Raw genomic sequence first — 22,737 nt, forward strand, 5'->3', positions numbered from 1 at the left:
ATCGTCATGGAACGCCCCAACGCACCTTCACATAAAGCCAGCCCCTTTGTCGTTCGCTACGGCGTCGTGGGTGGCCTGGGGGCGATCGGCAGCGCGGATGTCCTGCTCAAGACGGTGCGCGCGGCGCAGTACTGCAAGCCGCCGGGCGGAGTGGATATCGCCTTCGAGCAACGCCACTTCGATGATGGGCCGGGAATCGCCGCGGAGGCCTACGACCCGCTGCGGCGCAAGTTCTACGTCTACAACGTGCTCAAGGACATGCAGGGCAAGGTCGAGAACGCGATGGTGCCATGCTTTCTCTCCCACACCTTCCTGGCCGAGATCACCCCGGAAATCAGCTTCAACGTCGTCGATATCTTCGATGCGCTGCTGGCGCGCATTCGCCGCGACTATCCCGGGGTGCGCAAGATCGGCGTGCTGACCTCAAGCTACGTGCGCGCTTCCGGTATCTTCGAGCAGCGCTTCGGAGCGCCGGATACCACGGCGGCCGTCACGCACGCCACGCAAGACGATAACTTCGCGGCAGGTGACGGCCTCGCGACAGCTGGTGGACTCGAGGTCATCTACCCCGATGCCACGGTGCAGCGTGATGCCCTGATGCAGGCCATCTATGGGCCCAGCGGCATCAAGAGCGGCCATCATGGTGGCGAGTGTCTGCAACTGTTGCTCGAGGCCTGTGATGACCTGGTCAGTCAGGGTGCGGAGATCATCGTGCCGGGCCTGAGCGAGATTCCGGTGCTGATGGAGTCGCTGCAGCCGCTGGTGCCGGTGCCCTTGCTTGACTCCAATCTCATCTACGCCGAATACGCCCTGGGTGTGGACCGCGAGCGCGAGAATCACAACTTCAAGCTCGGTGTGCTCGGTGGGGTAGGGCCGGCGGCCACGGTGGACTTCATGCGCAAGGTGGTCAGCCTGACGCGTGCCGAGCGCGATCAGGACCACCTCAAGATGGTGGTGGAGCAGAATCCGCAGATTCCCGATCGCACTGCCAATCTGATCGGCAAGGGCGAAGATCCGAGCATTCCGATGCTCGCGACCTGTCAGCGGCTGGAGGCCGATGGCGCCAATGCCATCGCGATTCCCTGCAATACCGCGCATGCCTTCGTGGCGCGTATCCAGCCCTATATCGGCATCCCGATCATCAACATGCTGACGGCGGTGGTTGACCATATCGCGGCGATGCAGACGCCGGTGACGCGGGTCGGGTTGCTCGCGACCAGCGGCACCGTGACCAGTCGGGTCTATCACGACATCATCGAGGCCTCGGGGCGTGAAACGCTGGTGCCTGATGCGCGCTGTCAGACCCAGGTGATGGAGGCGATCTACGGGCATCACGGCGTGAAGGCGGGCCATACGACAGGGGAGTGCAGCGAGCATCTGCAGGCTGCCATTTCCCACCTGCTGGCGCGGGGCGCAGACGTGATCATTCTGGGCTGTACCGAGCTTCCGTTGATCGAGCTTGATGCGGCACTGCGAGAGAGGGTAGCGCTGCTCGACCCCGCGGAAATTCTCGCGCAGCGCTGTGTGGCACTGGCGCAAGCCGAGGCTTGATCAGCGCTGCATCCATCCGGTAAGCCAGTGAAGAGAGCTTGAAGAAAAGACACCCAGCGACGCGATATACTGCGCTCACGCAGGCCCGCTGTGTGCCTTTGCCTCATTCATGCCTCTCTTCAGGTGCTCGCCGTGGAAATGAACTGGCTGGAAGACTTCCTCACCCTGGCGGTGACGCGTAACTTCTCGCGCGCCGCCACCCTGCGCAACGTGACGCAACCGGCCTTCAGCCGTCGTATTCGCAATCTGGAATACTGGGTCGGCGCCACCCTGATCGACCGCAGCCTGTTCCCCGTCGGCCTGACCCCTGCGGGCGAATCCTTCCAGCGCACCGCCCAGGATGCGCTCTCGGTATTGCGCGTCGGGCGCGATGAGGCGCTCGGCTTCGTGCCCAAGATAGAAGAAGTCGTCTCGATTTCCGCCTCGCACACGCTGGCGGTCAGCTTCTTCGTCGACTGGCATGAACAGCTGCAAAGCCGACTGGGCAATCTCAAGGCACGCATCGTGCCCGACCACGTCGCCGGCTGTGTCGATGCCCTGATCAGTGGCAACTGTGATCTGATGCTGGCCTACAACAGCCCACTACTGCCTACGCTCACCGGCATCGTGCGTTATCCCTCCATCGTGCTCGGCTCCGAGCGACTGGTGCCCGTCAGTGCCGTCGATGACGCAGGCCAGGCGCTTTACACTCTCGACAGCGACACGCCGCAGCCCTATCTCTGCTACTCCAGTGACAGCTATCTCGGGCGACTGACCGCATTGATCATCGGCCGCCAGAACCTCGCCGCGCGCCTCAACTTCCGCTACGAATGCTCGATGTCTGACGTGCTCAAGCGTGGCGCTCTCGCCGGTAGCGGCATCGCCTGGGTGCCGGAACGCGCCGTACGTGACGAGCTGGCCGCCGGGCGTCTCGTCATCATCAGCGATGACAGCCACACCGCACCGCTGGACATCTGCCTCTTCCGTCACGCCGAGCATGACCAGCGCGTGGCTGAACGCATCTGGCAAGCCTGCCTGACTGCCGAAGACGAGACCCTCGAGCCAGACCAGCCGCCTGCTGGCGGCGTGCCAAGGCAGGGATAGGGAAAGAAAGGGCCCGGAGAAGAAAGAGTACGGAAAGGGCACGCAACGGAAAGAGCACGCAAAGCTAAGAGCAGGGCAATGACCTGAAATCATCGCCAGAGCACAACGCAAGACGGGAGCCACCTGGGCTCCCGTCTTGCGTTTTGGCATCTAAGCGCATCTGAGCGTATCTGACCGCATCTCAGCTCAGAGCCTATCGGCCGCAGCGGCAAGTCATGCAACACATCTCACGACAGTCGACGCGAGTTGGCCGTCGTGCGCTTGTGCAACGGCTTGATGAAGAGGGTGCCCGTCGTCCACCACGGCGCCACCTTGCCGCCTGTCATCGCGTTCATCCACGCCTTCTGCATCACGAACCACATCTCCCAGCTGGCCGCGATCTTCTCCGACACCATCTTCTGGTTCTCGGTGATCATCTTCGGGTCCAGCGGCGACTGGGTTCCCCACAGCTGAGTGCGCGACATGATGGTCGACATGGCCGTCGACCACATCTCCACCGACGTCGTGCCCAGTTTCCAGACATCGAACATCGCAGCCGGCGTCGTCGGGACCAACTCTGACCAGGCAGGTTGTTTAGCCATTGTGCTCTCCAAGTAAGGAACCTGAGTACATTGATACGCCTGTTTTTGCTGCAGTGCAATATGAGTTTTGGCTGTGGGGTGAGATAGGGCGATTCGGAGCCTCCATTATCACCACTTTCCATATAAAACAATGAGTTAGCGATAGGTGATGGCTTGGGAAGCCGGAATTTTCCGTGCCTAGACGGAAATCTCCCGTGGGGTTGGGGAAAGTGGATTTTCAGGATTTGGCGGCAATGTCTTACGCAGGCGTATGAATTTTATGAGGCTGGGTATCAGTTCAGTCATACAGGGCATGTAAGTGTTGGCGAGTGGCGCGGAAATTTCCGGCGTGGAGTTGGGCGCGATAGAGGTAAGAGCGCGGCGAGACGCGTTGGTATCGAGTCGAGTGTCTCATTAATGCGACGCATGGTGTCGCGCTGAGCTAACGATTCCTTCTCGCGATTGCCTCGACTCGGCTATTATTAGGTTTCTTGAAATTTCCTATATTCAAATACGCATTTCTCGCCAAGGCAGGACGCCATGGTGGAAGACCGTGAGACGGAGCTCGCCCCAGCGGTAAGCGCCGTGCGGTAGCCGTGTGATGGCATGAGAAACGATGCGCACCAGACGGGAGCCCCAGCGGGCATGCTGGTTTACAACGCTACCAAGCAGCAGTTCATTGACGACGTCTGAGCCAATGTCATCGCTGACGCCATTGAGAATGTGGTGGCACGCAAACTAAGCCGCAATAAGCTAGGTGTATGGTTCCGGAAAGCAAAGGAAGGGCCTGTTAAGGCGGGTAACGTCCTAAAGTGGCGATGCTGGTAAAGGGCAGCATGCTCGTTTATTGGTGTTGTATAGCCATGTCAACAAAAAATAAATGGCGGATGCAGGCTCTGAGTGCAACACCCTATTGAATTGAGGATGGTGCTTCATTGTGCTTTGCCATCAGTTCATTCATCACCTCGATAGGGCATTTGAAGTCAAAGCGTTTTCGAGGCCGCATATTCAGCTCGAAGGCAATGGCATCCAGCTCTTCCTGACTGGTCAGTGACAGATCCGTTCCCTTAGGAAGATACTGGCGAATCAGCCCATTGATATTCTCGTTGCTGCCTCTTTGCCAAGGGCTATGGGGATCACAGAAGTAGATGGCGACGCCAGTATTTTGCGTGATAGCGGCATGCCTAGCCATCTCCCGTCCTTGGTCATACGTCAGGGTTTTTCGTGCTGCCAATGGCATTCTGTTCAGCGCGGCACTGAAGCCCTCTACGGCTGAGGTCGCAGTCGCATCATGCATCTTTGCCAGTATCAAGTATCCGCTACTGAGCTCTACAAGAGTGCCAACCGCTGAGGCATTGCCTTTGCCCTTGATCAGGTCGCCTTCCCAATGCCCAGGCATCTCGCGCTTGTCCACCTCGGGCGGGCGAAGGTGAATGCTGACCATGTCGGGGATCTGACCTCGGCGGTCCGTCTCACCACGGCGAGGCTTACGCGTACTTTTGCCTTGCCGCAGGCAATGGATGAGCTCTTTGCGCAGTTGCCCAACCGGCAGCGCATAGATGGCGGTGTAAATCGTCTCGCGACAGACGTAGGCGTCTTCAAGCTTGGGTAAATTCATGTGTCGAAGCTTGCCGGCGATCTGCTCGGGAGACAAGTAGCGGCGAAGAAGGTACTCGACAAGCCTGAACCGCTCACTACCGATGGCAAGCTTTCGCTTGGGCCGGCAAAAACGCCGACGTTTGAGTCGCGACGTTTGCGCGCGTTCAGCTCGGTAGTCGTTGTTCGTCTCACTATTTCGGCGAATTTCGCGGCTGATAGTGGAGGGAGAACGACTCAGGTATCGAGCAATGGCTCGGAGGCTCAGGCCTTGAGAGACAAACCTAGATAGTGGCACGATCAGTAATGCTGAGTTCTGAGTATGACATGAGCGCAATACCTTACAGGGAAACTCAGGTGTTGCACTCAGAATCTGCGGCCAAGGTCAATTGCGATGTACATACCTAAGCAAAACCTAAGTGTGAAACCGGGATTCATAGAATAACCGTAGCACTTTGGTCCGCACGGTAGGGGCGGGGGGATCAGCGCCGGTTCCCTTCTCGGCTCACCGACCTAAGTGAAACGGAGCATTGAATCCCGACAGCTGACCCAGACCTAACGATATTAGATCCACACCCTCTATGGCTTGGGCATGAGCCAGCGCCAGATCGGCAGGGGGCTTAACCTCCACAGCAGCACTATCAGCCGTGAGATTCGCCGCAACGCCACCGCCGATGGCTATGATCCCGAGCAGGCTCAGGCACTCAGTGATCATCGGCGCCGCACTGCCCACAAGTGGACAAAGCGCCTTCCATGCATGATACTGCCGTTCGCGTCCTCGAAGCACTTTGGGAGCATCGCAGCGAGTATTTGACGCTTTCCTGCAGCGCCGACCCCGTCGCCGATGCCGAGACCCGCTACCAAGGCCTGATAAGTCGCCTTTCGGGCGGCGCTGAACCGCCGCGCCCCTCGGCAAGCCCCCAGGCCGTTCCCGTCGATCGCACGGCGATCGCCGAGATCAAAACGGACCTCAAGCAGGTCACGGCATTGGCACCACATGCGCCCGGCTACTCCTTCGAGGGCTTTCTTCAAGGCCTGTTCGGCGCATACGGTCTGGCCGCCCGAGAGCCATTCCGGCTGCGCGGCGAACAGATCGATGGGAGCTTCCAGCTCGGCAGCGAAATCTATCTACTCGAAGCCAGGTGGCACGGCCAGCCGATCGGCGTCGCTGAGCTACACACCTTCCATGGCAAAATGGAGCAGAAGGCAGCTTGGGCCCGCGGCCTGTTCGTCAGCAACAGCGGCTTCGCCGAAGAGGGCCTCGCTGCCTTTGGACGCGGTAAGCGGGTCATCTGCATAGACGGCCTCGACCTTTACGAGATGCTTGATCGTGAAATCCCCCTCACCAGGTTCTCGAACGCAAAGTCCGCCGCGCCGCTGAAACCGGCGCGCCGTTCATGCGCGTGCGCGACCTTTTTGCTCTGTGAGCGGGAGAAACAAGGATGACGCAGTTCAATGATTGGTGCATTTCGGTCGACGCGCCGGTGGGAAACCACCATCGGTGGGTGATGACCGGACAGGCCGCCCACCTCGCGGTCGGTATTCAGGCGACGGCGGCTATCGTGCCTTCACATTACGCCTCGGAGGAACAGGTGGCGCGCGCACTTGCGCGGCTTGGCAAGCCCGCGGCCGCCGCGCTGATCGAGAGCAAGCTGCCGACCACCAAGCAGATCCGGTCCGGTGACCTTGGCGAGATCTACGCGACGGAATGGATAGATGCCCATAGCGGTGGCTTCCGCGCACCGATCAAGCGCCTGCGCTGGAAGGACCATCGCAACATGGCGATGCGTGGTGAAGACGTGATCGGCATCCTGCAAGATCCTCAATCGCAACGTCTTCAGTTTCTTAAGACGGAGGCGAAGAGCCGCGCCGCGTTGACGGCCCAAGTCCTGACCGAAGCCCGCGCCGGACTGGACAAGGATGGAGGATTGCCCTCAGCCCACGCCCTACACTTTATTTCCGCGCGTCTTCTAGAGCTCGACAATCTGCCGCTCGCCGATGCGATCGATGACGCGCTGCTCAAGTACGGCATCCCGCCGCAGAGCGTTCGGCATCTGCTTTTCACATTTACGGGCAATGCCCCCGATGCGCTGCTGACAGCCTCTCTACAGGCCTATCCCGGCCCCATCAATCAATGGGGTATTGGACTTCACGTGAAAGGCCACGGCGCCTTTATCGGCGCGGTCTACGATCGAGTGATTGCTGATGCCAACAACTCCTGAGGCCATCGCCGCTGATATCGCCGAGGCTGCGGCCGCCGGTTTCCGGGGCCGATTGATCGCTCGCGGACAGGCTCGTGCGATCATCTGGCGCGATGGAGCCCTTCCTCCCGGCGCGCCGGCCTTCGCCCCGCAGCTCAGCTATGACCTGCACAGCTATGCCTACGCCTTACTCGGCCTCGGCCTGCGCCTTCGCGAGCTCGGCGGCGACCCGACCCAGGCGCGCACGGCCTTCGAGCAGGGGGCGACAGCGCTTGAGGCGGTGATGGCCAAGGGAGACCGCCAGGAGGCCGATCGCGACTTCCATTTCGTCATGGCGGCGGCCGCCTATCATCTCGCACACCTGTCCGCGCGCGCCTATTCTCTTCTCTCGATCGTCGAAGCGGATGAAAATTTCTCTCCGATAGAGCGCGCGCTCGCTCAGCTGATGCGCCGCAATTTCGGCGCTTTGCGAAACAGCGTTCTGGACTACCGGGCCTCCGGGCAAGGCAGCGATGCGCGGATCGCCGCCGACATCCAGGCTCGCCTCGACCAGGCAGAGGGCATGGCCGCACCGGCGGATGCCGGTGGCAACGACTTCCTGTTCGACGGTCTTGATACCGCGCTCACGGACGCCTTCATGGCCGCCATGTCGCTCTACCTGCTCGCGCTCGAACGGGGCGAGCGAGGGCTGGTCGATCAGGCGCTTGAGCGACTACGCGTGAGCTTGGCAATTTGCGGCGAGATGAACATGCTGCCGCAATGGTGGGTGCATCGCGTCGCCATCCACCTTCTGTCGGATCTGTGGTCGAATACCTTCCATGAGCGGGTTCCGCCTCAGCCCTCAGGCGGACTGGCGGCGGACTGGTCGCGGTTGCGCGAACTGTTCATCGCGCTGCTGCAGCGTCGCGCGAAGGCGGAGATAGATCTTTGGCCATCGCAGACCGAGGCGGCGGATCGCGCCGTCGACCAGTCCGACGACTTGGTCGTCTCCCTGCCGACGAGCGCTGGCAAGACGCGTATTGCTGAACTCTGCATCCTGCGCTGTCTCGCCGGCGGCAAGCGGGTGGTGTTCGTCACCCCGTTGCGCGCGCTGTCAGCACAGAGCGAAACTACGCTCCAACGGACCTTCGGGCCGCTGGGGAAGACCATATCGGCCCTCTACGGTAGCATCGGCGTCAGCGGCTTTGATGAGGACGCGATCCGTGAGCGCGACATCGTCGTTGCGACGCCCGAGAAGCTGGACTTTGCGCTTCGCAACGATCCCTCACTCCTCGATGACGTTGGTTTGCTGGTCTTCGACGAAGGTCACATGATCGGCCTCAACGAACGTGAGGTGCGCTACGAGGTGCAAATCCAGCGTCTTCTTCGTCGCACGGACGCTCAGGGGCGCCGGATCGTTTGCCTCTCGGCCATCCTCCCCGACGGCGACCAACTTGATGACTTCGCGGCCTGGCTGTGCCGTGATCATCCCGGCGGCGTCATCAAGAACGATTGGCGGCCGACCCGGTTGCGCTTCGGCGAGGTTGTTTGGACTTCGCCGACAGCACGGCTCAATTTGCGAGTCGGCGACGAGCGACCCTGGGTTCAGCGCTTTCTGACCGGAGCCGCGCCACCCAACTGGATTCCGCCGAAGCGCCGTCGCACCCGTCTATTTCCCGGCGATCAGCGCGAACTCTGCCTCGCTACCGCGTGGCGGCTTGTTGATGATGGTCAGACCGTTCTTGTCTTCTGCCCCGAGCGGCGCAGCGTTGAGCCGTTCGCCGACGCGATCGTTGATCTGTATGAGCGCGGTGCCTTGCGCTCGCTGCTCGATGCCGACCCGGATGTGCTCAGCACCGCGATCGCGCTCGGCGAGGAATGGCTGAGCGTCGATAGCGCCATCCTCAAATGCCTCCGCCTTGGAGTTGTCATCCACCATGGAGCGTTGCCAACCGCCTATCGTAAGGAGGTTGAGCGTCTGCTGCGCGAGAACGTTCTCAAGGTCACTATCTCCTCGCCGACCTTGACCCAAGGCCTCAATCTGTCGGCCACCGCCGTCGTCATGCATTCCCTCCACCGTGCCGGTGAGCGGATCGAGATCAGCGAGTTCAAGAACGTCATCGGCCGCGCCGGACGCGCCTATGTCGACGTCGAGGGGCTCGTGCTCTTTCCGATGTTCGACAAAATCCCCAAGAAGCGGCGGAACTGGGAAGCGCTTATCACCGATCTTGGCGCGCGAGAGATGGAAAGCGGTCTTGTGCGTCTCGTCGCGGTGTTGCTGACACGGATGCGGGCGCGCATCGGCGGAGACCTTAATCAGCTCGTTGATTATATCGTCAACAATGCCGCCGCCTGGACCTTTCCTGAGATCGCGAACGAAAAGCCGGAAGACCGGGAGCGCGCCTTCGCTGAGTGGGAACGGCACGTTGCCACGCTCGATACCGCCATTCTCAGCCTCATCGGTGATAATGACATCCCCGATGAAGAGGTTGAGGCCGTCTTGGACGACATCCTTCAATCTTCTCTGTGGCATCGCCGTCTGCAGCGCCAGGACGCCCCCGTCCTGCAGGTGCTCAATGCCGGTCTCGTTTCCCGCAGCCGGCTGATCTGGAGCCAGTCGACCGCAGCTCAGCGCCGCGGCTATTTCCTGGCCGGTGTCGGTTTGACGACCGGCCACGCGCTCGACGCCATCGCTGCTGAAGCCAATCTTCTTCTAATTCAAGCTAATGGGGCGATCCTCGAAGGCGATGCCGAAGGGGCGATCGCCGCGATCACCGGCCTCGCCGAGCGGGTCTTTGACTTCTATCCCTTCAACCCCAATCCCTTGCCCGCGAACTGGCGCAACATCCTGCGCGCATGGCTGCTCGGCCAACCGCTTGCGGCGTTGGGCGGAGCTCAGGCCTCGGAAACCCTGAGATTCGTCGAGGGCGGCCTCGTCTATCGGCTGCCTTGGGCGATGGAGGCTATCCGCGTCCGCGCCGGCGCTAATGGCGATACAGTTGGCATATTCGACTTGGCTATGGAGGATCACGAACTCGGCCTCGCGGTCTCGGCCGTCGAGACTGGCACCTTGAACCGCTCCGCCTCAATCCTTATTCAAGCTGGCTTCAATTCGAGGCTTGCTGCGATAAAGGTAGTGACCGACACTGGTGCGGCCTTCACAACAGGCAAGGAGCTGCGGCAATGGCTGAATGCAGACGTGGTCGCTGCGTATAGCACTCAGGCCGACTGGCCAACTCGAGAAACGAGACCGGTTTGGGTGCAGTTCGTCGAAAGCTTCTCACCTAGTGAAGATCACACATGGGCCGATCGGCACTATTCGGCGAGTATCATGTGGTCGACTGTGCCCCCGCCTCCCGGCACCGTCGTCCAGATACATCAGTGGAAAGGTCAGTCTCATGTGCTTTCGCCAGATGGTTCTCCGCTAGGTACAGTTCAGTCCGCACTCGATTCCCATCGAAGTGGCCTGCTTCACGCACAGGTAGCGCAGGATGTCAGCAAGATCGACATCTTATATCTTGGCCCCGACGATCTGGTGCGCGCATAGATACCAAGTCCCCTATATCACTGGCCATTGTAGAATTTGTTGGCCGATGACCGCTTTTGGCCGTTTGCAGATGAGAGGAAAAGATGTAGGGGCTCGCATCTAACCTAGCTGTAGGGTCCAGGATGATGAATACATAGTCTAATGATTATTTGAAAGCGCAATAACTATATTAGCTCTAGTTGCTGCGCGTTAAGCCTTGGGTCGATTTAGTGAATATGGGGGAATAGTCGCCAGCTAAGTTATCGCGCTAGCGCTTGCGTACTTGTAGCTGAAACATAGACTCCAGCGGCGATATAAAAATCAGTCTATATCCCATGCTTGTTTCAATCTCGTCACTGTATGCTCCCATTTTGGTGTCGTGGGTTTGCAGACAGTGTTCTGATTGCCGAACAGGCCTACCTCGCTGAATGCCTGCGATGCAGGAAATGAGGCGATCCAGCGGACCGGCACGAGATATTCCGCTGCTTCTTCATCATCGTCATCAAAGGTGCGGTGGAGCTGTGGGTACGCGGTAGCTGTGGCAATGTCTTGAAGTCCCTGAATCCCTTGATCGGTCTGGACCGTGAAATGCTCGCCTCGGCAACGCTCTCCGGCCACCTCAGCCACGCCTACGTAGCCGTTCTTGGGGATGTTGACCCAGACGCGGTCTCCCTCTGAGAGCATAGCGAGGGTCTTCGAGTACCAGGCGGCGCCACCACCGGCGATGAAGCCATGGCGACGTGCTAGTTCCCAGGGGCGGTTATCGCCGAAGGAGGCGTAGAACTCGCCGTTCCAGGGTTCCTTGCGCGTCTTGCGGGCGGCCGGCTGAGTTGGCTCGTCCGGGTCGATCATCCAGGCGCGGCTCAGGTAATGATTGCCCTGGTCCTCGAAGGCGGCGAAGAACATGGCGTTGATCGAGAGCTGGGCATGCTCGTTGAGGTAGCTGATGATCCGCTCGCTGCTGGCGTCGAGCTGGGTGGCGACGACCACCAGCTGGTGATTCTCATTGAGGGTGACACTGTCCAGCGTGATGCCGAACTTGGCCTCGAAGGCGTTCTCAAGAGACGCATGAGGTCGCTGATAGCGTTCGGCGAAGGCCTGATAGATCTCGATCACCTGGTAGTCGGCCAGGGTGACGATCCAGGAGGCATAGTCGATGGCCTGAGCCACCACGTCGCGGGGCGTCTTGTCGCGCTTGAGCTCGATGACGATGACCGTGCCGTTGGCGTCGATGGCCAGCAGGTCGATCAGCTTGTCGAAGCCGGTGCGTACCTGCCGGCCGATCAGCAGCCAGTCCCGGTTGAGGATCGAGACATCCTGCATGATCTGATCTTCCAGCTGCCCCTCGTCGGCGAGCCCTGTGGGCCGCAGCTTCTGCGGCTGCTCACCTGTATTGCCTGCCAGCTTCCAGATTCCTTGCTCGATGGCCATGTTAGCTCGCTTATTCTAATTGGCTATATAAAACCCTTTGCACGCGTCGAAGGTAGCAACTATGATACGCATCAACACGGCCCCTATCGGTGCGACTGCTCAGCAGTAGCGCTGCTTAGGGGTTTTTTATTGCCGTTCCTTCCACTTCCAGTCATGCCAGCCATCAATGATGCCCATTCCCTTCAGGTTAAGCCCGGTCGGCGTCAGGTCTGGAAAGCTAACCAATAGCTCGCTTAGACGCTGCCACCAAGTAGAGGTAGGGTTTGTCGTCATCAGCAAATGCTGAACGATGCAGAGCAGTAGAAACGGGCGCGCCTGGACATGTGAGTCCTGCCAGGCGTGCTCGAAAAGCGGCACTTCTCCCTGTGCGGGTTTTCGAGGCTGGTCGGCCATGTTCCGGTTCCAGAGACGGCTGTGATGTGCACAAACGTTGCGCAGGTAATTAAGGCTGCGCAGCCAGGTAGCGAAGACACGACCGTTGCTGATTCCGTACCGAGCGGCGATGGCGTCCTGCTCGCGCTCGCGCATGCCACCAAACAGATGCGATAGCGTTCCGAAATCCCAAATCTCGCTAGCAATCCAGATCGGTACGGGCAAGCCATATTTCTTCTTGTGGTGCTCGATGAAAGTCTCCTTCGAGCGATTGATCAGCCTTGCCTGGTTTTCCTGCCATTTATGCAGCGGCGTCAGTCCGGTTTTCTGATCGATTTTTTGGGCGAATTCATCGTGCAGCAGGGAAGGATTCAAATAGGCGTAAGGGTCCAGCCGCCCCAGCGTATGCGCAATATCCACCCGTAGTCCGACCTCGATACGCTCGAGCCCATCCAACGCCAGTAGGCGCAGCCGCTTGTCGAACACATATAGGTCCACCGCCTGCTGAAAGGTGGCGCCAGGCTTGAAGGTATCGAGCATTAGGTGATCTGTCTTACCTTTCTTTAGCATGGGAATGCCACTCTTGCTCAACGGGGAACATGCCCCCGAGCGCTGGCGAAAAGCATACCAATAACCGCTCAGGCGGTAGTAGCCAATCCGATGCAAGTGAGCGAGAGCCCGCTGCTCATCGGTTATTGTCAGGCCTCGATCTTTAAGCTGCTGTAGCTGTTCAAGGTAACTGAGCCAAGGTTTGTCGTAAGCCATCAGTTCACCGCCCGTTCCACTACCGTTTCAGCCATCTGAGCGCGAGTCTCGCCGGCCTCGCTTAGGCGTGCCTTGAGCCGGTCGCAGAGGGCCATTAGCTCGTCGACTGTCTCGATGATTCGGGCTTGCTCTTCAATTGGAGGCAAGTAAACAACATGCGACCAAAGCTTCTCTGAAACCAGCTTACAGGTGCCATGGCTTGAGCGGTCTACAAGCCCGACTAGCTTTTGCTTCTCAGCTTGCAAGTACAAGAGAAGATAAGGGCTGATTTCCTTCGGAGGGACTAAGGCTTTCATGTCTTGATTGATCGTAACTTCAAGCCCATTGATAGCTACCGGGAAAGAGTGTGCCAGAATCATACCTCGAACAACCATTAAGAGGCTGTTTTTTGGCACTTTTTTCAATGTTTTCTGTTGCAGTGCCTTTTCTGTAACTTTGTTTTGGGAATCTTGGATGACTGGGAGTTTCATGTCTTTTGGAGAAACCCAAGGGATATCCCCCTCCCAAAATGCTGCATTGGACTTGGTTGGTGTAGATCCACCAATAATTTCCCCAAGATTACCCAGAGCAACTTCAGTCCATCCAGAAAGGAAATAAGGTTTTCCTTCGATGCCATATCGGTTCAGAAAATGAATCGCCGGCTCGTCATTCGAGTTCTGCTCCACCAGCCTACCCATGACCGCCAGCTGAAGAATGGTCTGCTTGAGTTTTTCGATGCTGTCTTCAGTAGTGAAGAGGGTGTCGAAATGCTCGGCTACGCGGGCCCAATTCTCGGCTAATTCAGCGGCATCCGTGGAGCGAGTGAGGGCATCGAGCAGAGTATCGACCAACGCCTCATGGGCTTCCAGCTGGTCGCCGACCTGCTGCTCGAGGCGGTCGCAGAGGGCCATTAGCTCGTCGACTTTTTCGACGATGCGGTGCTGTTCTTGCAAAGGTGGAACTGGAAGAGCGCCCGAAAAGAACTGCTTGTCATTAATGGCTGGATAGGCAATGCCTGTCTGAACAGACTCCACGTAGCGAACAAATACTGGGCTTCTAAGGTAGTGCAATAGATATTTTGCAGGGATACCACTTAACGGGCTCACTATAGCGAAAGCTGTGCTAGCAATGGGCTCGGGTTCAATCTTTTTATCAATGACCGCTATGTTTTTAAGATAGGGTCGAACAGTTGAGTAAACAACGGTGTTTTGCCTAACTTTCTTTCTGGCCCGTGAAGGTGCATTACTTGGACTGACAGCTTCAGGCTGATCTATTATCCCCTTGATGTTGTCAATCGATGATACGTCAATATAGCTAAATACCCGATCTGGTTCCTTTTGTCCCCAGTCATGACCGACCGCTTCTATTTGAGTCCATTCCCAACGTTCTGGCAGCGAAAATGGCTTGTTAGCATCGGTTAGTGGATGCAGCTTTCTCGGCTTCTTGATCTTCCCATCCTTGACCAGCCGGGCTTTCTCCTCGGCGACACGTTCCAGCAGTACGCTGGCAGGTTCATCGCTCGGGTCCTGCTCCACCAGTTTGCCGCGCACGGCGAGCTCGAGGATCAGCTCGCGCAGCTTCTTGATACCGGTAAGCTCGATTTTCCCGTTCTTACCCGATGCATTCCGCCCTGAGCCGTTCTTGTGCGTCACGGCGCTGGTCCATAGGTCGAGATGGTCGGTGATCAGCTTCTGAACGCTCATGCCGGCTCCTCCGCTTGCTGCGGTGTGGTCTGGACTTGCGGCTCATGGCTGAGCGCATCGCCGAGCACGGTCTTCAGCTGATCGCGCAGCTCCTGGATCTCGGCCTGCTGGCGAGCGTATTGTGCGAGCAGCTCGTCGGGGGCGTGGCTGACCTGCTCTTCCTGCCAGGGATTCTTGATGTCCAGGTTGTAGTTACGCGCCTTGATCTCCTCGATGCCGATCTTCCAGGCCTGCTCGGTTTCCTGGCGGCTGGCGAAGCCATCGGCCTCGTCGCCCCACCAGTCGATCTCGGTGGCGAACTCCTCGACCCGCATGGGCTTGGTCTTGCTGTAGTTCTTGTAGCCCTCGGGGTAGGGGTGCTCGTAGTACCACACCTGTTCGGTCGGCTGGCCCTTGGTGAAGAACAGCAGGTTGGTCTTGATGCCGGTGTAGGGGTTGAACACGCCGTTGGGCAGGCGAACGATGGTGTGCAGGTTGCACTCACTGAGCAGTTTTTCCTTGAGGCGCGTCTTCATGCCCTCGCCGAACAGGAAACCGTCCGGCAGCACCACGGCGGCGCGGCCATCCTGCTTCAGCAGGCGAATAAACAGTGCCATGAACAGGTCGGCGGTCTCACGGGTGCGGAATTCCGCCGGGAAGTTGTTCTCGATGCCGTCTTCCTCGGTGCCGCCGAACGGCGGGTTGGCGACGATCACATCGACCCGCTCCTTCGGGCCCCAGTCCCGGTAGGGACGGTTCAGGGTGTTGTCGTGACGAATCTGGCTGGGGACCTCGATGCCGTGCAGGATCATGTTGGTGGTGGCCAGCAGGTGTGGCAGCGGTTTCTTCTCCCAGCCATGGATGCTGTATTGCAGCGCCTGCTCGTCGGCGGGGGTCTGCACATAGTGCTTGCGCTTGTGCTCGATGGCGCAGGTGAGGAAGCCGCCGGTGCCGCAGGCCGGGTCCATCACGCTCTCGGCAAGCTTGGGATCGACGCGGTTGACCATGAACTCGGTCACGGCGCGGGGCGTATAGAACTCACCGGCATTACCGGCGCTTTGCAGGTCCTTGAGGATCTGCTCGTACATGTCGCCGAAGGTGTGACGCTGCTGAGAGGCGTTGAAGTCGATGCCTTCCTGAATGCGGTTGATCACCTGGCGCAGCAGATGGCCGGACTTCATGTAGTTGTAGGCATCCTCGAACACGCTGCGGATGACGGCGGCGCGGGCGTCGCCGCCGGCATCCAGCTGTTGCAGCCCGGGAAAGAGGGTATTGTCGATGAAGCTCTTCAGGCCCTCGCCAGTCAGCCCCTCCGGGTCGGCGGCCCAGCTGCTCCAGCGCAATTGCTCGGGGATGGGGCTGACGTAGTCGTCGTAGTCCAGCTCCCATTCCTGTTCGCGGTCATCGTAGATCTTCAGAAACAGCATCCAGACTAACTGGCCGATACGCTGGGCGTCGCCGTCGACGCCGACGTCCTTGCGCATGATGTCTTGGATGCTCTTGATGGTGGTGCTGATGCTCATGGGAATCTCGTCTCGATAACCGAAAGCGCGCCGGTGTGGCTGCCGGCGCGCAGAATGCGACGTATTGTACCTAGCTGGGTCAGCCGACTGTAGCGGCGTCTGCGTAGAGCGTTTCCTCGAGGGCTCTCACTGCCTCGCGATAACCGGCCTTGCCGCCGAAGGCCTTGGCGAGCTCCACGGGGGTACCGAGCCGGTCCAGCGGTGCCAGTTTCAATACCTTGGTGTCCTCGATGGTGGCCACGCCGTTGTCGGCGTACTTGTCGAGCAGGGCGTCCAGCACGGCGCGGGCCTGGCCCTCGTAGCGAGTGAAATAGTCCGACTGGCGGGCCTTGGCCGCGCGCTGGCGACGGGTGAGTGCAGGCTGGCCGTAGACGATGTGCACGATGGCATCGAAGGGGTCCGGTGTATCGCCGAGTGTCTTTTCGACCTCGCTGGTGAGGTCTTCCCAGAACACGCCTTGTTCAGCCAGCTCATCCAGCACGGCCTGCTTGCGGTCGCTGGCCTCCCAACGGCGCAGGAAGTCCTTCAGGGTGGCGTAGTGGGCGCGTACCGTCTTGCGAGTGTAGTCGGTCAGCTCTTCGGTGATCAGCTTGCCGTCCGGCCCCAGGTACTGCACGCGCCGGCCGATGACCGCCACGGTGACGTCATCGACGACGTATCGCTTGGGCGGCTCGCCGATGCCGCCGTCTTCGTCATCCACCCAGCCCCCTTCGGGGGGCAAGGAGGGGTCGTTCGGTGACTCGTCGTCGGGGTATGCGCCGTCTTCGTCAGCGGACGCGTTTCCATCGCCGCTGTCCTCGGCTTCATCGTCGTCGTCCGGTAGTAGTGGGTCGCCTTCGCCAGGTACGTAGACCTTTTCTGGTTCGCCGTCGAAGGCTGGGTCGGCGAAAAGCTCCGTGGCCTTGCGGAAGTCCAGAATCGTGAACCAGAACTTATTGTGCTCTGCGTCAATCCGCGTGCCGCGTCCGATGATCTGCTTGAACTCGGTCATTGACTGGATGCGTTGGTCGAGCACGATCAGCTTGCAGGTCTTGGCGTCGACGCCGGTGGTCATCAGCTTGCTGGTGACGGCGATGACGGGGTAGGGCTCTTCGGGGTCGATGAAGTGGTCGAGCTCGGCCTTTCCCTCGAGCTCGTCGCCGGTGATGCGCATCACGTACTTGCGGTTCTTGGCCACGTGCAGAGGGTTGAGATTGACCAACGCCTGGCGCATCCGCTCAGCGTGATCGATGTTCTCGCAGAAGACAATGGTCTTCTGCATCGGGTCGGTCTGGGTCAGGTAATCGGTGACGGTTCGAGCGACCAGCTCGGTGCGTTGCGTTAGGGTCAGGTGACGGTCGAAGTCTCGCTGGTTGTAGATACGATCCTCAATCACCTCGCCGTGGATGTCGGTCTGGCCGTCGCTGGGGCGCCATCCTTGCAGGTCGCGGTCTAGGTCGACCCGAATCACCTTGTAGGGCGCCAGGTAGCCGTCGTCGATGCCCTGCTTGAGCGAGTAGGTGTAGACGGGCTCGCCGAAGTAGTGGATGTTGGAAACTTCGGTGGTCTCCTTGGGCGTCGCGGTCAGCCCTATATGGGTGGCCCCGCTGAAGTAGTCCAGGATGGCGCGCCAGGCAGAGTCTTCGGCGGCGCTGCCACGGTGGCATTCGTCGATGACGACCAGGTCGAAGAAGTCCGGACTGAACTGCTTGTAGATGTTCTTTTCTTCCTCGCTGCCGGTGACGGCCTGATACAGCGAGAGGTAGATCTCGTGCGATTTCTCGATCTGCCGCTTGGAGATCTTGGTCATGGCCGCGCCGAAGGGCTTGAAGTCGCCACTCTTGGTCTGGTCGACGAGTACGTTACGGTCGGCCAGAAACAGGATGCGCTGCTTGCGGCCGGCCTTCCACAGTCTCCAGATAAGCTGGAAAGCGGTGTAGGTCTTGCCGGTGCCGGTGGCCATTACCAGCAGCAGGCGATCCTGCCCTTTAGCGATGGCCTCGATCGTGCGATTGACCGCGACCATCTGGTAGTAGCGGGGCGTGCGGCCGCTGCCGTCGTCGTAGAAAGGCTGCTCGACGACCGGGCGTGTCTCTTCACTTAAGCCTTTCCAGCGGCGGTAGCCGTGCCAGAGCGCATCGGGCCCGGGGAGCTGATCTAGCGCGAGTGTGGTCTCGGCCTGATCGAAGAGCAGGCGGTGGGGGTCGCTGAACAGGAAGCCGCTGCCGTTGGAGCTAATGGCGAAGGGGACATCGAGCTTCTCCGCGTAGGCTTGTGCCTGCTGCATGCCATGGCCCAGGCTGTGGTTGGCGCCCTTGGCCTCGATGACGGCGATGGGCTGGTTCTTCTGGAAAGACAGCACGTAATCCGCCCGACGCGGGTGAGCCCGGTGGTGCATGCGGCCCCGCACCATGATCCGGCCATCGCTGACCGGGTACTCTTCGCGCACCTGGGTATGAATATCCCACCCTGCCTGCTGGATGGCCGGGGTGATGAACTTGGTGCAGATGTCCCGTTCGCTGAAAGCTTGCCTTGTCATAGCTGCTTCCCTGCTGCGTTTATAGATTACTTATCACTTTTTACGCTAGCTTACGTGAAGCTGCGCCGATACGTATAGGGGAAGCGAGGAGGGCCAGGCAAGCCCCACGGCCCAGAGAAGCAGCGTCTGGCCGAAATCATCGGCCGACTCCACGATGTCTACGGCATCGAGGCCAGCGACGACAACAAGCTGCTCTTCACCAACCGCATCGCCGACCGCATTGAACGCGACGAAGCGGTGACGGTCCAGGTATGCAACCATAGCGAAGACTTGGTGATGCACGGCCTCTTCCCGAAAAAGATCTCCGACGCCGTACTCGACTCCGTGAGCGACCAAGAGAAACTCTGCATGCTGCTGCTGAGGAGACGTGGAAACGGGGAGGCATTTGCGCTGCTGATGCTTGGGTTTCTAGCGAGGAGGAGTGAACGAGATGAGTTGCCAAGGACGTGATTTTTCCATCTATGGGGTAATGAGTGTTTGTCCCCGATTTTTCTCTTAGGCTGATTCAGTGTTTGGCACGTGCATTGACTTGCCTTCGTCACCTATGATGTCGTTTAACTTCAGGCGGTAGCGGGCAACACCGTGCTTGGCAGTGTAATGACGAATGATTCGTGGTGCATATCGCCATAGACCCAGCACTTCGCGAGGAAGCTCACTGTCAATCCATGCTTTCTGAACTGCAGCATCGTCGATATGAAAAGCGACTAATTTTAGGTGCTGATAAGTACCAATGCCCACTATACTGCGCCAATAGTTCGCAGGGTCTGTTGCAGGGTCGCCGAAACTCAAAGAGCTCCAAGATTGATGGTAAAGGGTATTTTTTTATGTCCATCTTCCCAGCGCCTTAGAGTCTCGGTGGGGCCTTCCCAACGCAAAATGAGGCATGCTCCCACCGCAGTTGCAAGCTGATTGGGAATCACTGTTATCGGTTGATGAAAGTGCTTGGCGAGCAAGAGGTTTAAACAAGAATCTGCATTTTTTGGGTTGAGGGTAAAAGCTTTGAATTGTCCCGTTTTTGCAACATGGTAAGCAACAGAAGGTGATGTTTCGTGGAAAAATATTTTGTTCATTGAGTGCTGTCATAAAATTAGTTGTTCTTCAAGTGTTATCAATTAAAAACACATCTTTCAAGAAGGGGGAGTAGCCTTGTTTCGGTATGTTGAAGTCGTATAAAGAATATTGGTTGACTATTTTTTCTTTTTGTCATGTAGGTTGGGAGGTTTTGAGAGGGTTTTCTTATGGTATGTGGTGAAGTGTTGCGTGCTTTTTCCTCGAAGTTTAAGCCACCAGCCTCAACTGCTGTCTTTCGAAGCGCGATGAGGTGGTGGCTTTCTACTAGGTTTTTTAAACTACGGTGAGGGTATCATTAATCATATGATCTTGCAAAGCGCTGATTAATGACTTCATAGTAAGCCCTTCTTCTTCCAGTAACTCAGCTGCGTTAGCTGTCCAAACTAAGTCTCCAGGTTCGGTAAATGTAGTGCGGAGTGAACGTACCACATAAATTGCATGTTTAGCCCATTCAATAAAGGTGTCTTCTGACCAAAAGCTAACTTCTGTTGTGTGTGGTGTGGCGGCCTCTCTGATTTTTTCTACGCTAGAAACGATTACAGGTGTAATTTTGACGTTGGAAAATTCAGGGTGGTTTTGTTTGATCCACGATGGGTGGGAAGCCGCTTGGCGAGCCTTTTCCACATGAACACTGCCGTCTGGGTCGGCACCTACGTAATCCTCAAAGACAATTCCATGATCTAGAGAAACCCACCATGGATCAGGGGAACCTTCTTTTTCTATCTTGTGAGAGATAAATCCTAACAGTTCGCCAAGAGATTTTTGTGCTTGCTCGAAGGATTCGTGCTTCTTGAGGCCGTTAAGTATATCTGATTCTAATTGAGCAAATTTACGGTTATGAATGGTTCCAAGGCTTTTAAGTTTCAACCCAATTCTTTCAACCTGGTCCTTAGTGGCGATATCTGTCGTTGCAATACCTTCTTCTTCAGGGTTGTTGGCTCTTGTAAAGCTTGCTAGCCAGCTAAGCTCGGGGGCGGCTTTATAAGCTGCGGAGAAGTGTAGTCTTATTTTTTTCTCCAAGCTGTTATCACCGTTGTTCATGGCTACGTACGCAGCCTTACCTGCTAAGTAATGCCAAAGCGCTCGGTAGCCTCTTAGTTCGGAATCTCCCAAAAAACCTAATACGTTTTCAGCTGCTTCTACAGCGTGTTGATAGTTTTTGCGCCAAATAGCAGTCTGGTATTCAATTTCATGTTGCACAGCGCTGTCAAGCTCTTCGATTGCCGGAAGCCCTGAGCGATGGCTCTTGGATCGTTCTTCAATGATCATTTGGTTAGCCTGAGCCCACTCTTGATCATTGGCCTGGAATATTTGATAAAGCTCCAGCATTTCTTCTGCGGTTCTGTCAGATGATTGTTCTACGCCAAATTTTATTTCAGCCTGTAATTCTGGGTGAAGATACTTTCGACGTTTAACATCCGCAATGTAATCTGGAAGGTCTTCGCCCGTTATGACAACTGCGGAGTAGTCTTCAAGAGATCTTGTGCATCTTCCAATGGCTTGAACTACTCGGGTTAGTACGCGTTCATTAAAAAGGATGTTTGCTCCCATTCGCGACATGAGGAATCGCTCTTGAGAGTTCATCGCTTTTGGTAAACCTTCGATAAATAGAAGCCGGCACTCATCACTGGCAAAATCAACACCATCGTAGCGGTTTGCTGCAATAACAGCGGCATGAGATGAGGAGATAAACGGTGTCTTTGTTTCCTCAATTTCCTGAGGCCAGAAAATTTTAAGTGAGGGTATTTCTTCAAGTTTTTCAGAAATTGTAGATGCTTTTTTGTCACTCGGAGTTAGGAATACAGACCTTGCAGTCTTCTCAACAAGTTTTCTTTTGAAAGCCTCGATTTCAGAGTCATCTAAAGACATCTCAGGAAAAATAAAAAATCTTCTTCCCACTCCTTGGGCGTCCCAGCCATCTGGTGGGGTTAATCTGTGAATGTTTTTTCTTCCGGTCAGGCGCTCAAGATCCCCCCCAGCTCCGAGAGTTGCGGACATGAAGATCCGTTGCTTTGGAGAGCAGAAAGGCAAGTGTGAGAAAGTCGGAGGTAATAATGGGCGGATTAGAATGCCTTGTGTGGAAAGAAATATTTGGCAGGCATCCAGGTTGTCACGCAGATAAGACCAAGGAAAATATAGTGATGTTCCCTGAACGTTTGCATCCAGTGCTTCAATTAATTCATCTTGTATGTCCAGCATGGTAGATATTGGAAGCATGTCTACCCATGATCTATCTGAAAGATCATCCCACTTGCCTCGAAGTCTGGTTGCATCGAGAGTATTGATATGAGGCTCGATGATGGAGCAGATGATATCTAAGGTGGAAGATGATTTTTCAGTAGTTCTATCTATGAGTAGACTCCACTGACTAGCAATATAGTTTTCAGATGTATGTGCATCGTCTAGGATTAATATGTCACAGTCTTTAAAGTAAGAGTTCGTGTTGAAAAGTGCGGAGTAGGTCGCGATGCCTATTCTTTTGACTTGCTGGAAGTTTGTTTTAGATGCTGGGGAGAATTCGTGTTGAGAGCCAGTGAAAACTTCAACTGAAAGCCCGTATTTTTCTTCAGCCTGGTTGGCTACTTGATAGGCCAGCTGCTTTGTTGGACAAAGGAAAAGAACTTTTTCTTGGTATTTTATTCTTCTCCACTCTGCAATCAGTAGGCCGACTAAGGACTTTCCGCTACCGGTTGGTAATTGAAGGGCTACATCTGATTTATCTTGTGGGAGTTCAGCGTAAGCTTGCATGATTGCCGCTTGGTGCGGCAAGACGTCAGGGAGTTTTCTGCGGCTCAAGTCCCGGAATAGCTTATCCGGTGACGACGGAACTGTAGAAGTGCTGGAAATTGATCTAAAACCCATTATCAGACCCTGCTCTTGATAGCTTTTGTACTTACAAA

Annotated in this window: 14 protein-coding genes and 1 pseudogene; 5 read left to right on the top strand and 10 right to left on the bottom strand. The window is 57.1% G+C overall.

Features of this window, described 5'->3' with window-relative positions:
* The first annotated feature begins 6 nt into the window (after positions 1–6).
* Both H2O77_RS06410 and H2O77_RS06415 read left to right on the top strand, forming a co-directional pair.
* Positions 7–1,551, top strand: coding sequence for an amino acid racemase (locus H2O77_RS06410; RefSeq protein WP_215824199.1), 1,545 nt, complete (start codon positions 7–9; stop codon positions 1,549–1,551).
* A gap of 138 nt (positions 1,552–1,689) precedes the next feature.
* Complete coding sequence (locus H2O77_RS06415; protein WP_240548791.1) at positions 1,690–2,634, top strand: LysR substrate-binding domain-containing protein; 945 nt, start codon at positions 1,690–1,692, stop codon at positions 2,632–2,634.
* A gap of 227 nt (positions 2,635–2,861) precedes the next feature.
* On the opposite strand, the gene H2O77_RS06420 is transcribed toward H2O77_RS06415, so the two are convergent.
* Together H2O77_RS06420 and H2O77_RS06425 are read right to left on the bottom strand one after the other, a co-directional pair.
* Positions 2,862–3,215 carry a hypothetical protein gene (locus H2O77_RS06420; protein WP_043335079.1) on the bottom strand — a complete coding sequence of 118 codons (354 nt, stop codon included), beginning with the start codon at positions 3,213–3,215 and terminating at the stop codon, positions 2,862–2,864.
* 889 nt (positions 3,216–4,104) lie between these two features.
* Positions 4,105–5,119, bottom strand: a pseudogene (locus H2O77_RS06425) (IS30 family transposase).
* A 424-nt stretch (positions 5,120–5,543) separates the two neighbouring features.
* Between H2O77_RS06425 and H2O77_RS06435 the strand changes: the two are divergent.
* Genes H2O77_RS06435 through H2O77_RS06445 form a run of 3 tightly spaced genes read left to right on the top strand, consistent with a single transcriptional unit; the run spans position 5,544 to position 10,517 of the window.
* The gene (locus tag H2O77_RS06435; RefSeq protein WP_215824202.1) at positions 5,544–6,236 is read left to right on the top strand and encodes a restriction endonuclease; all 693 of its coding nucleotides are present in this window, start codon (positions 5,544–5,546) and stop codon (positions 6,234–6,236) included.
* On the top strand, positions 6,233–7,012 hold the full coding sequence (locus tag H2O77_RS06440; protein WP_215824203.1) for a Hachiman antiphage defense system protein HamA: 780 nt from the start codon (positions 6,233–6,235) through the stop codon (positions 7,010–7,012). Before H2O77_RS06435 ends, H2O77_RS06440 begins: the two co-directional genes overlap by 4 nt.
* Positions 6,996–10,517 carry a DEAD/DEAH box helicase gene (locus H2O77_RS06445; protein WP_215824204.1) on the top strand — a complete coding sequence of 1,174 codons (3,522 nt, stop codon included), beginning with the start codon at positions 6,996–6,998 and terminating at the stop codon, positions 10,515–10,517. Before H2O77_RS06440 ends, H2O77_RS06445 begins: the two co-directional genes overlap by 17 nt.
* Positions 10,518–10,817: 300 nt before the next feature.
* On the opposite strand, the gene H2O77_RS06450 is transcribed toward H2O77_RS06445, so the two are convergent.
* From H2O77_RS06450 to H2O77_RS06485, 8 genes are all read right to left on the bottom strand, one after another.
* A complete protein-coding gene (locus H2O77_RS06450; protein WP_215824205.1) occupies positions 10,818–11,927 on the bottom strand; it encodes an endonuclease NucS in 1,110 nt (369 codons plus the stop codon).
* Positions 11,928–12,053: 126 nt separating this feature from the next.
* On the bottom strand, positions 12,054–13,064 hold the full coding sequence (locus H2O77_RS06455) for an Abi family protein (RefSeq protein ID WP_240548736.1): 1,011 nt from the start codon (positions 13,062–13,064) through the stop codon (positions 12,054–12,056).
* Positions 13,064–14,746, bottom strand: a complete 1,683-nt coding sequence (locus tag H2O77_RS06460; RefSeq protein WP_215824206.1) for a restriction endonuclease subunit S — start codon at positions 14,744–14,746, stop codon at positions 13,064–13,066. The genes H2O77_RS06455 and H2O77_RS06460 overlap by 1 nt, the downstream gene beginning before the upstream one ends.
* On the bottom strand, positions 14,743–16,248 hold the full coding sequence (locus tag H2O77_RS06465) for a class I SAM-dependent DNA methyltransferase (RefSeq protein WP_215824207.1): 1,506 nt from the start codon (positions 16,246–16,248) through the stop codon (positions 14,743–14,745). The genes H2O77_RS06460 and H2O77_RS06465 overlap by 4 nt, the downstream gene beginning before the upstream one ends.
* 79 nt (positions 16,249–16,327) lie before the next feature.
* Positions 16,328–18,766, bottom strand: a complete 2,439-nt coding sequence (locus H2O77_RS06470; protein WP_215824208.1) for a DEAD/DEAH box helicase family protein — start codon at positions 18,764–18,766, stop codon at positions 16,328–16,330.
* A gap of 45 nt (positions 18,767–18,811) precedes the next feature.
* Positions 18,812–19,048: a hypothetical protein gene (locus H2O77_RS06475; protein WP_215824209.1), complete on the bottom strand. Its 237-nt coding sequence runs from the start codon at positions 19,046–19,048 to the stop codon at positions 18,812–18,814.
* A gap of 503 nt (positions 19,049–19,551) precedes the next feature.
* Positions 19,552–19,836, bottom strand: coding sequence for a hypothetical protein (locus H2O77_RS06480; protein WP_215824210.1), 285 nt, complete (start codon positions 19,834–19,836; stop codon positions 19,552–19,554).
* A gap of 274 nt (positions 19,837–20,110) precedes the next feature.
* Positions 20,111–22,699 (bottom strand): DEAD/DEAH box helicase, encoded by a 2,589-nt coding sequence (locus H2O77_RS06485; protein ID WP_276315232.1) that lies wholly within the window; start codon positions 22,697–22,699, stop codon positions 20,111–20,113.
* Between the last annotated feature and the right edge of the window lie 38 nt (positions 22,700–22,737).

The sequence above is a fragment of the Cobetia sp. 4B genome, assembly GCF_018831605.1.
In the GTDB taxonomy this organism is placed as follows: Bacteria; Pseudomonadota; Gammaproteobacteria; order Pseudomonadales; family Halomonadaceae; genus Cobetia; species Cobetia amphilecti.

Coding starts and splice junctions, on each gene's coding strand:
- H2O77_RS06460 (WP_215824206.1), bottom strand. CDS start 14,746: ATGAGCGTTCAGAAGCTGATCACCGACCATCTCGACCTATGGACCAGC.
- H2O77_RS06480 (WP_215824210.1), bottom strand. CDS start 19,836: ATGAACAAAATATTTTTCCACGAAACATCACCTTCTGTTGCTTACCAT.
- H2O77_RS06465 (WP_215824207.1), bottom strand. CDS start 16,248: ATGAGCATCAGCACCACCATCAAGAGCATCCAAGACATCATGCGCAAG.
- H2O77_RS06415 (WP_240548791.1), top strand. CDS start 1,690: ATGAACTGGCTGGAAGACTTCCTCACCCTGGCGGTGACGCGTAACTTC.
- H2O77_RS06450 (WP_215824205.1), bottom strand. CDS start 11,927: ATGGCCATCGAGCAAGGAATCTGGAAGCTGGCAGGCAATACAGGTGAG.
- H2O77_RS06440 (WP_215824203.1), top strand. CDS start 6,233: ATGACGCAGTTCAATGATTGGTGCATTTCGGTCGACGCGCCGGTGGGA.
- H2O77_RS06420 (WP_043335079.1), bottom strand. CDS start 3,215: ATGGCTAAACAACCTGCCTGGTCAGAGTTGGTCCCGACGACGCCGGCT.
- H2O77_RS06445 (WP_215824204.1), top strand. CDS start 6,996: ATGCCAACAACTCCTGAGGCCATCGCCGCTGATATCGCCGAGGCTGCG.
- H2O77_RS06435 (WP_215824202.1), top strand. CDS start 5,544: ATGCATGATACTGCCGTTCGCGTCCTCGAAGCACTTTGGGAGCATCGC.
- H2O77_RS06410 (WP_215824199.1), top strand. CDS start 7: ATGGAACGCCCCAACGCACCTTCACATAAAGCCAGCCCCTTTGTCGTT.
- H2O77_RS06470 (WP_215824208.1), bottom strand. CDS start 18,766: ATGACAAGGCAAGCTTTCAGCGAACGGGACATCTGCACCAAGTTCATC.
- H2O77_RS06485 (WP_276315232.1), bottom strand. CDS start 22,699: ATGGGTTTTAGATCAATTTCCAGCACTTCTACAGTTCCGTCGTCACCG.
- H2O77_RS06455 (WP_240548736.1), bottom strand. CDS start 13,064: ATGGCTTACGACAAACCTTGGCTCAGTTACCTTGAACAGCTACAGCAG.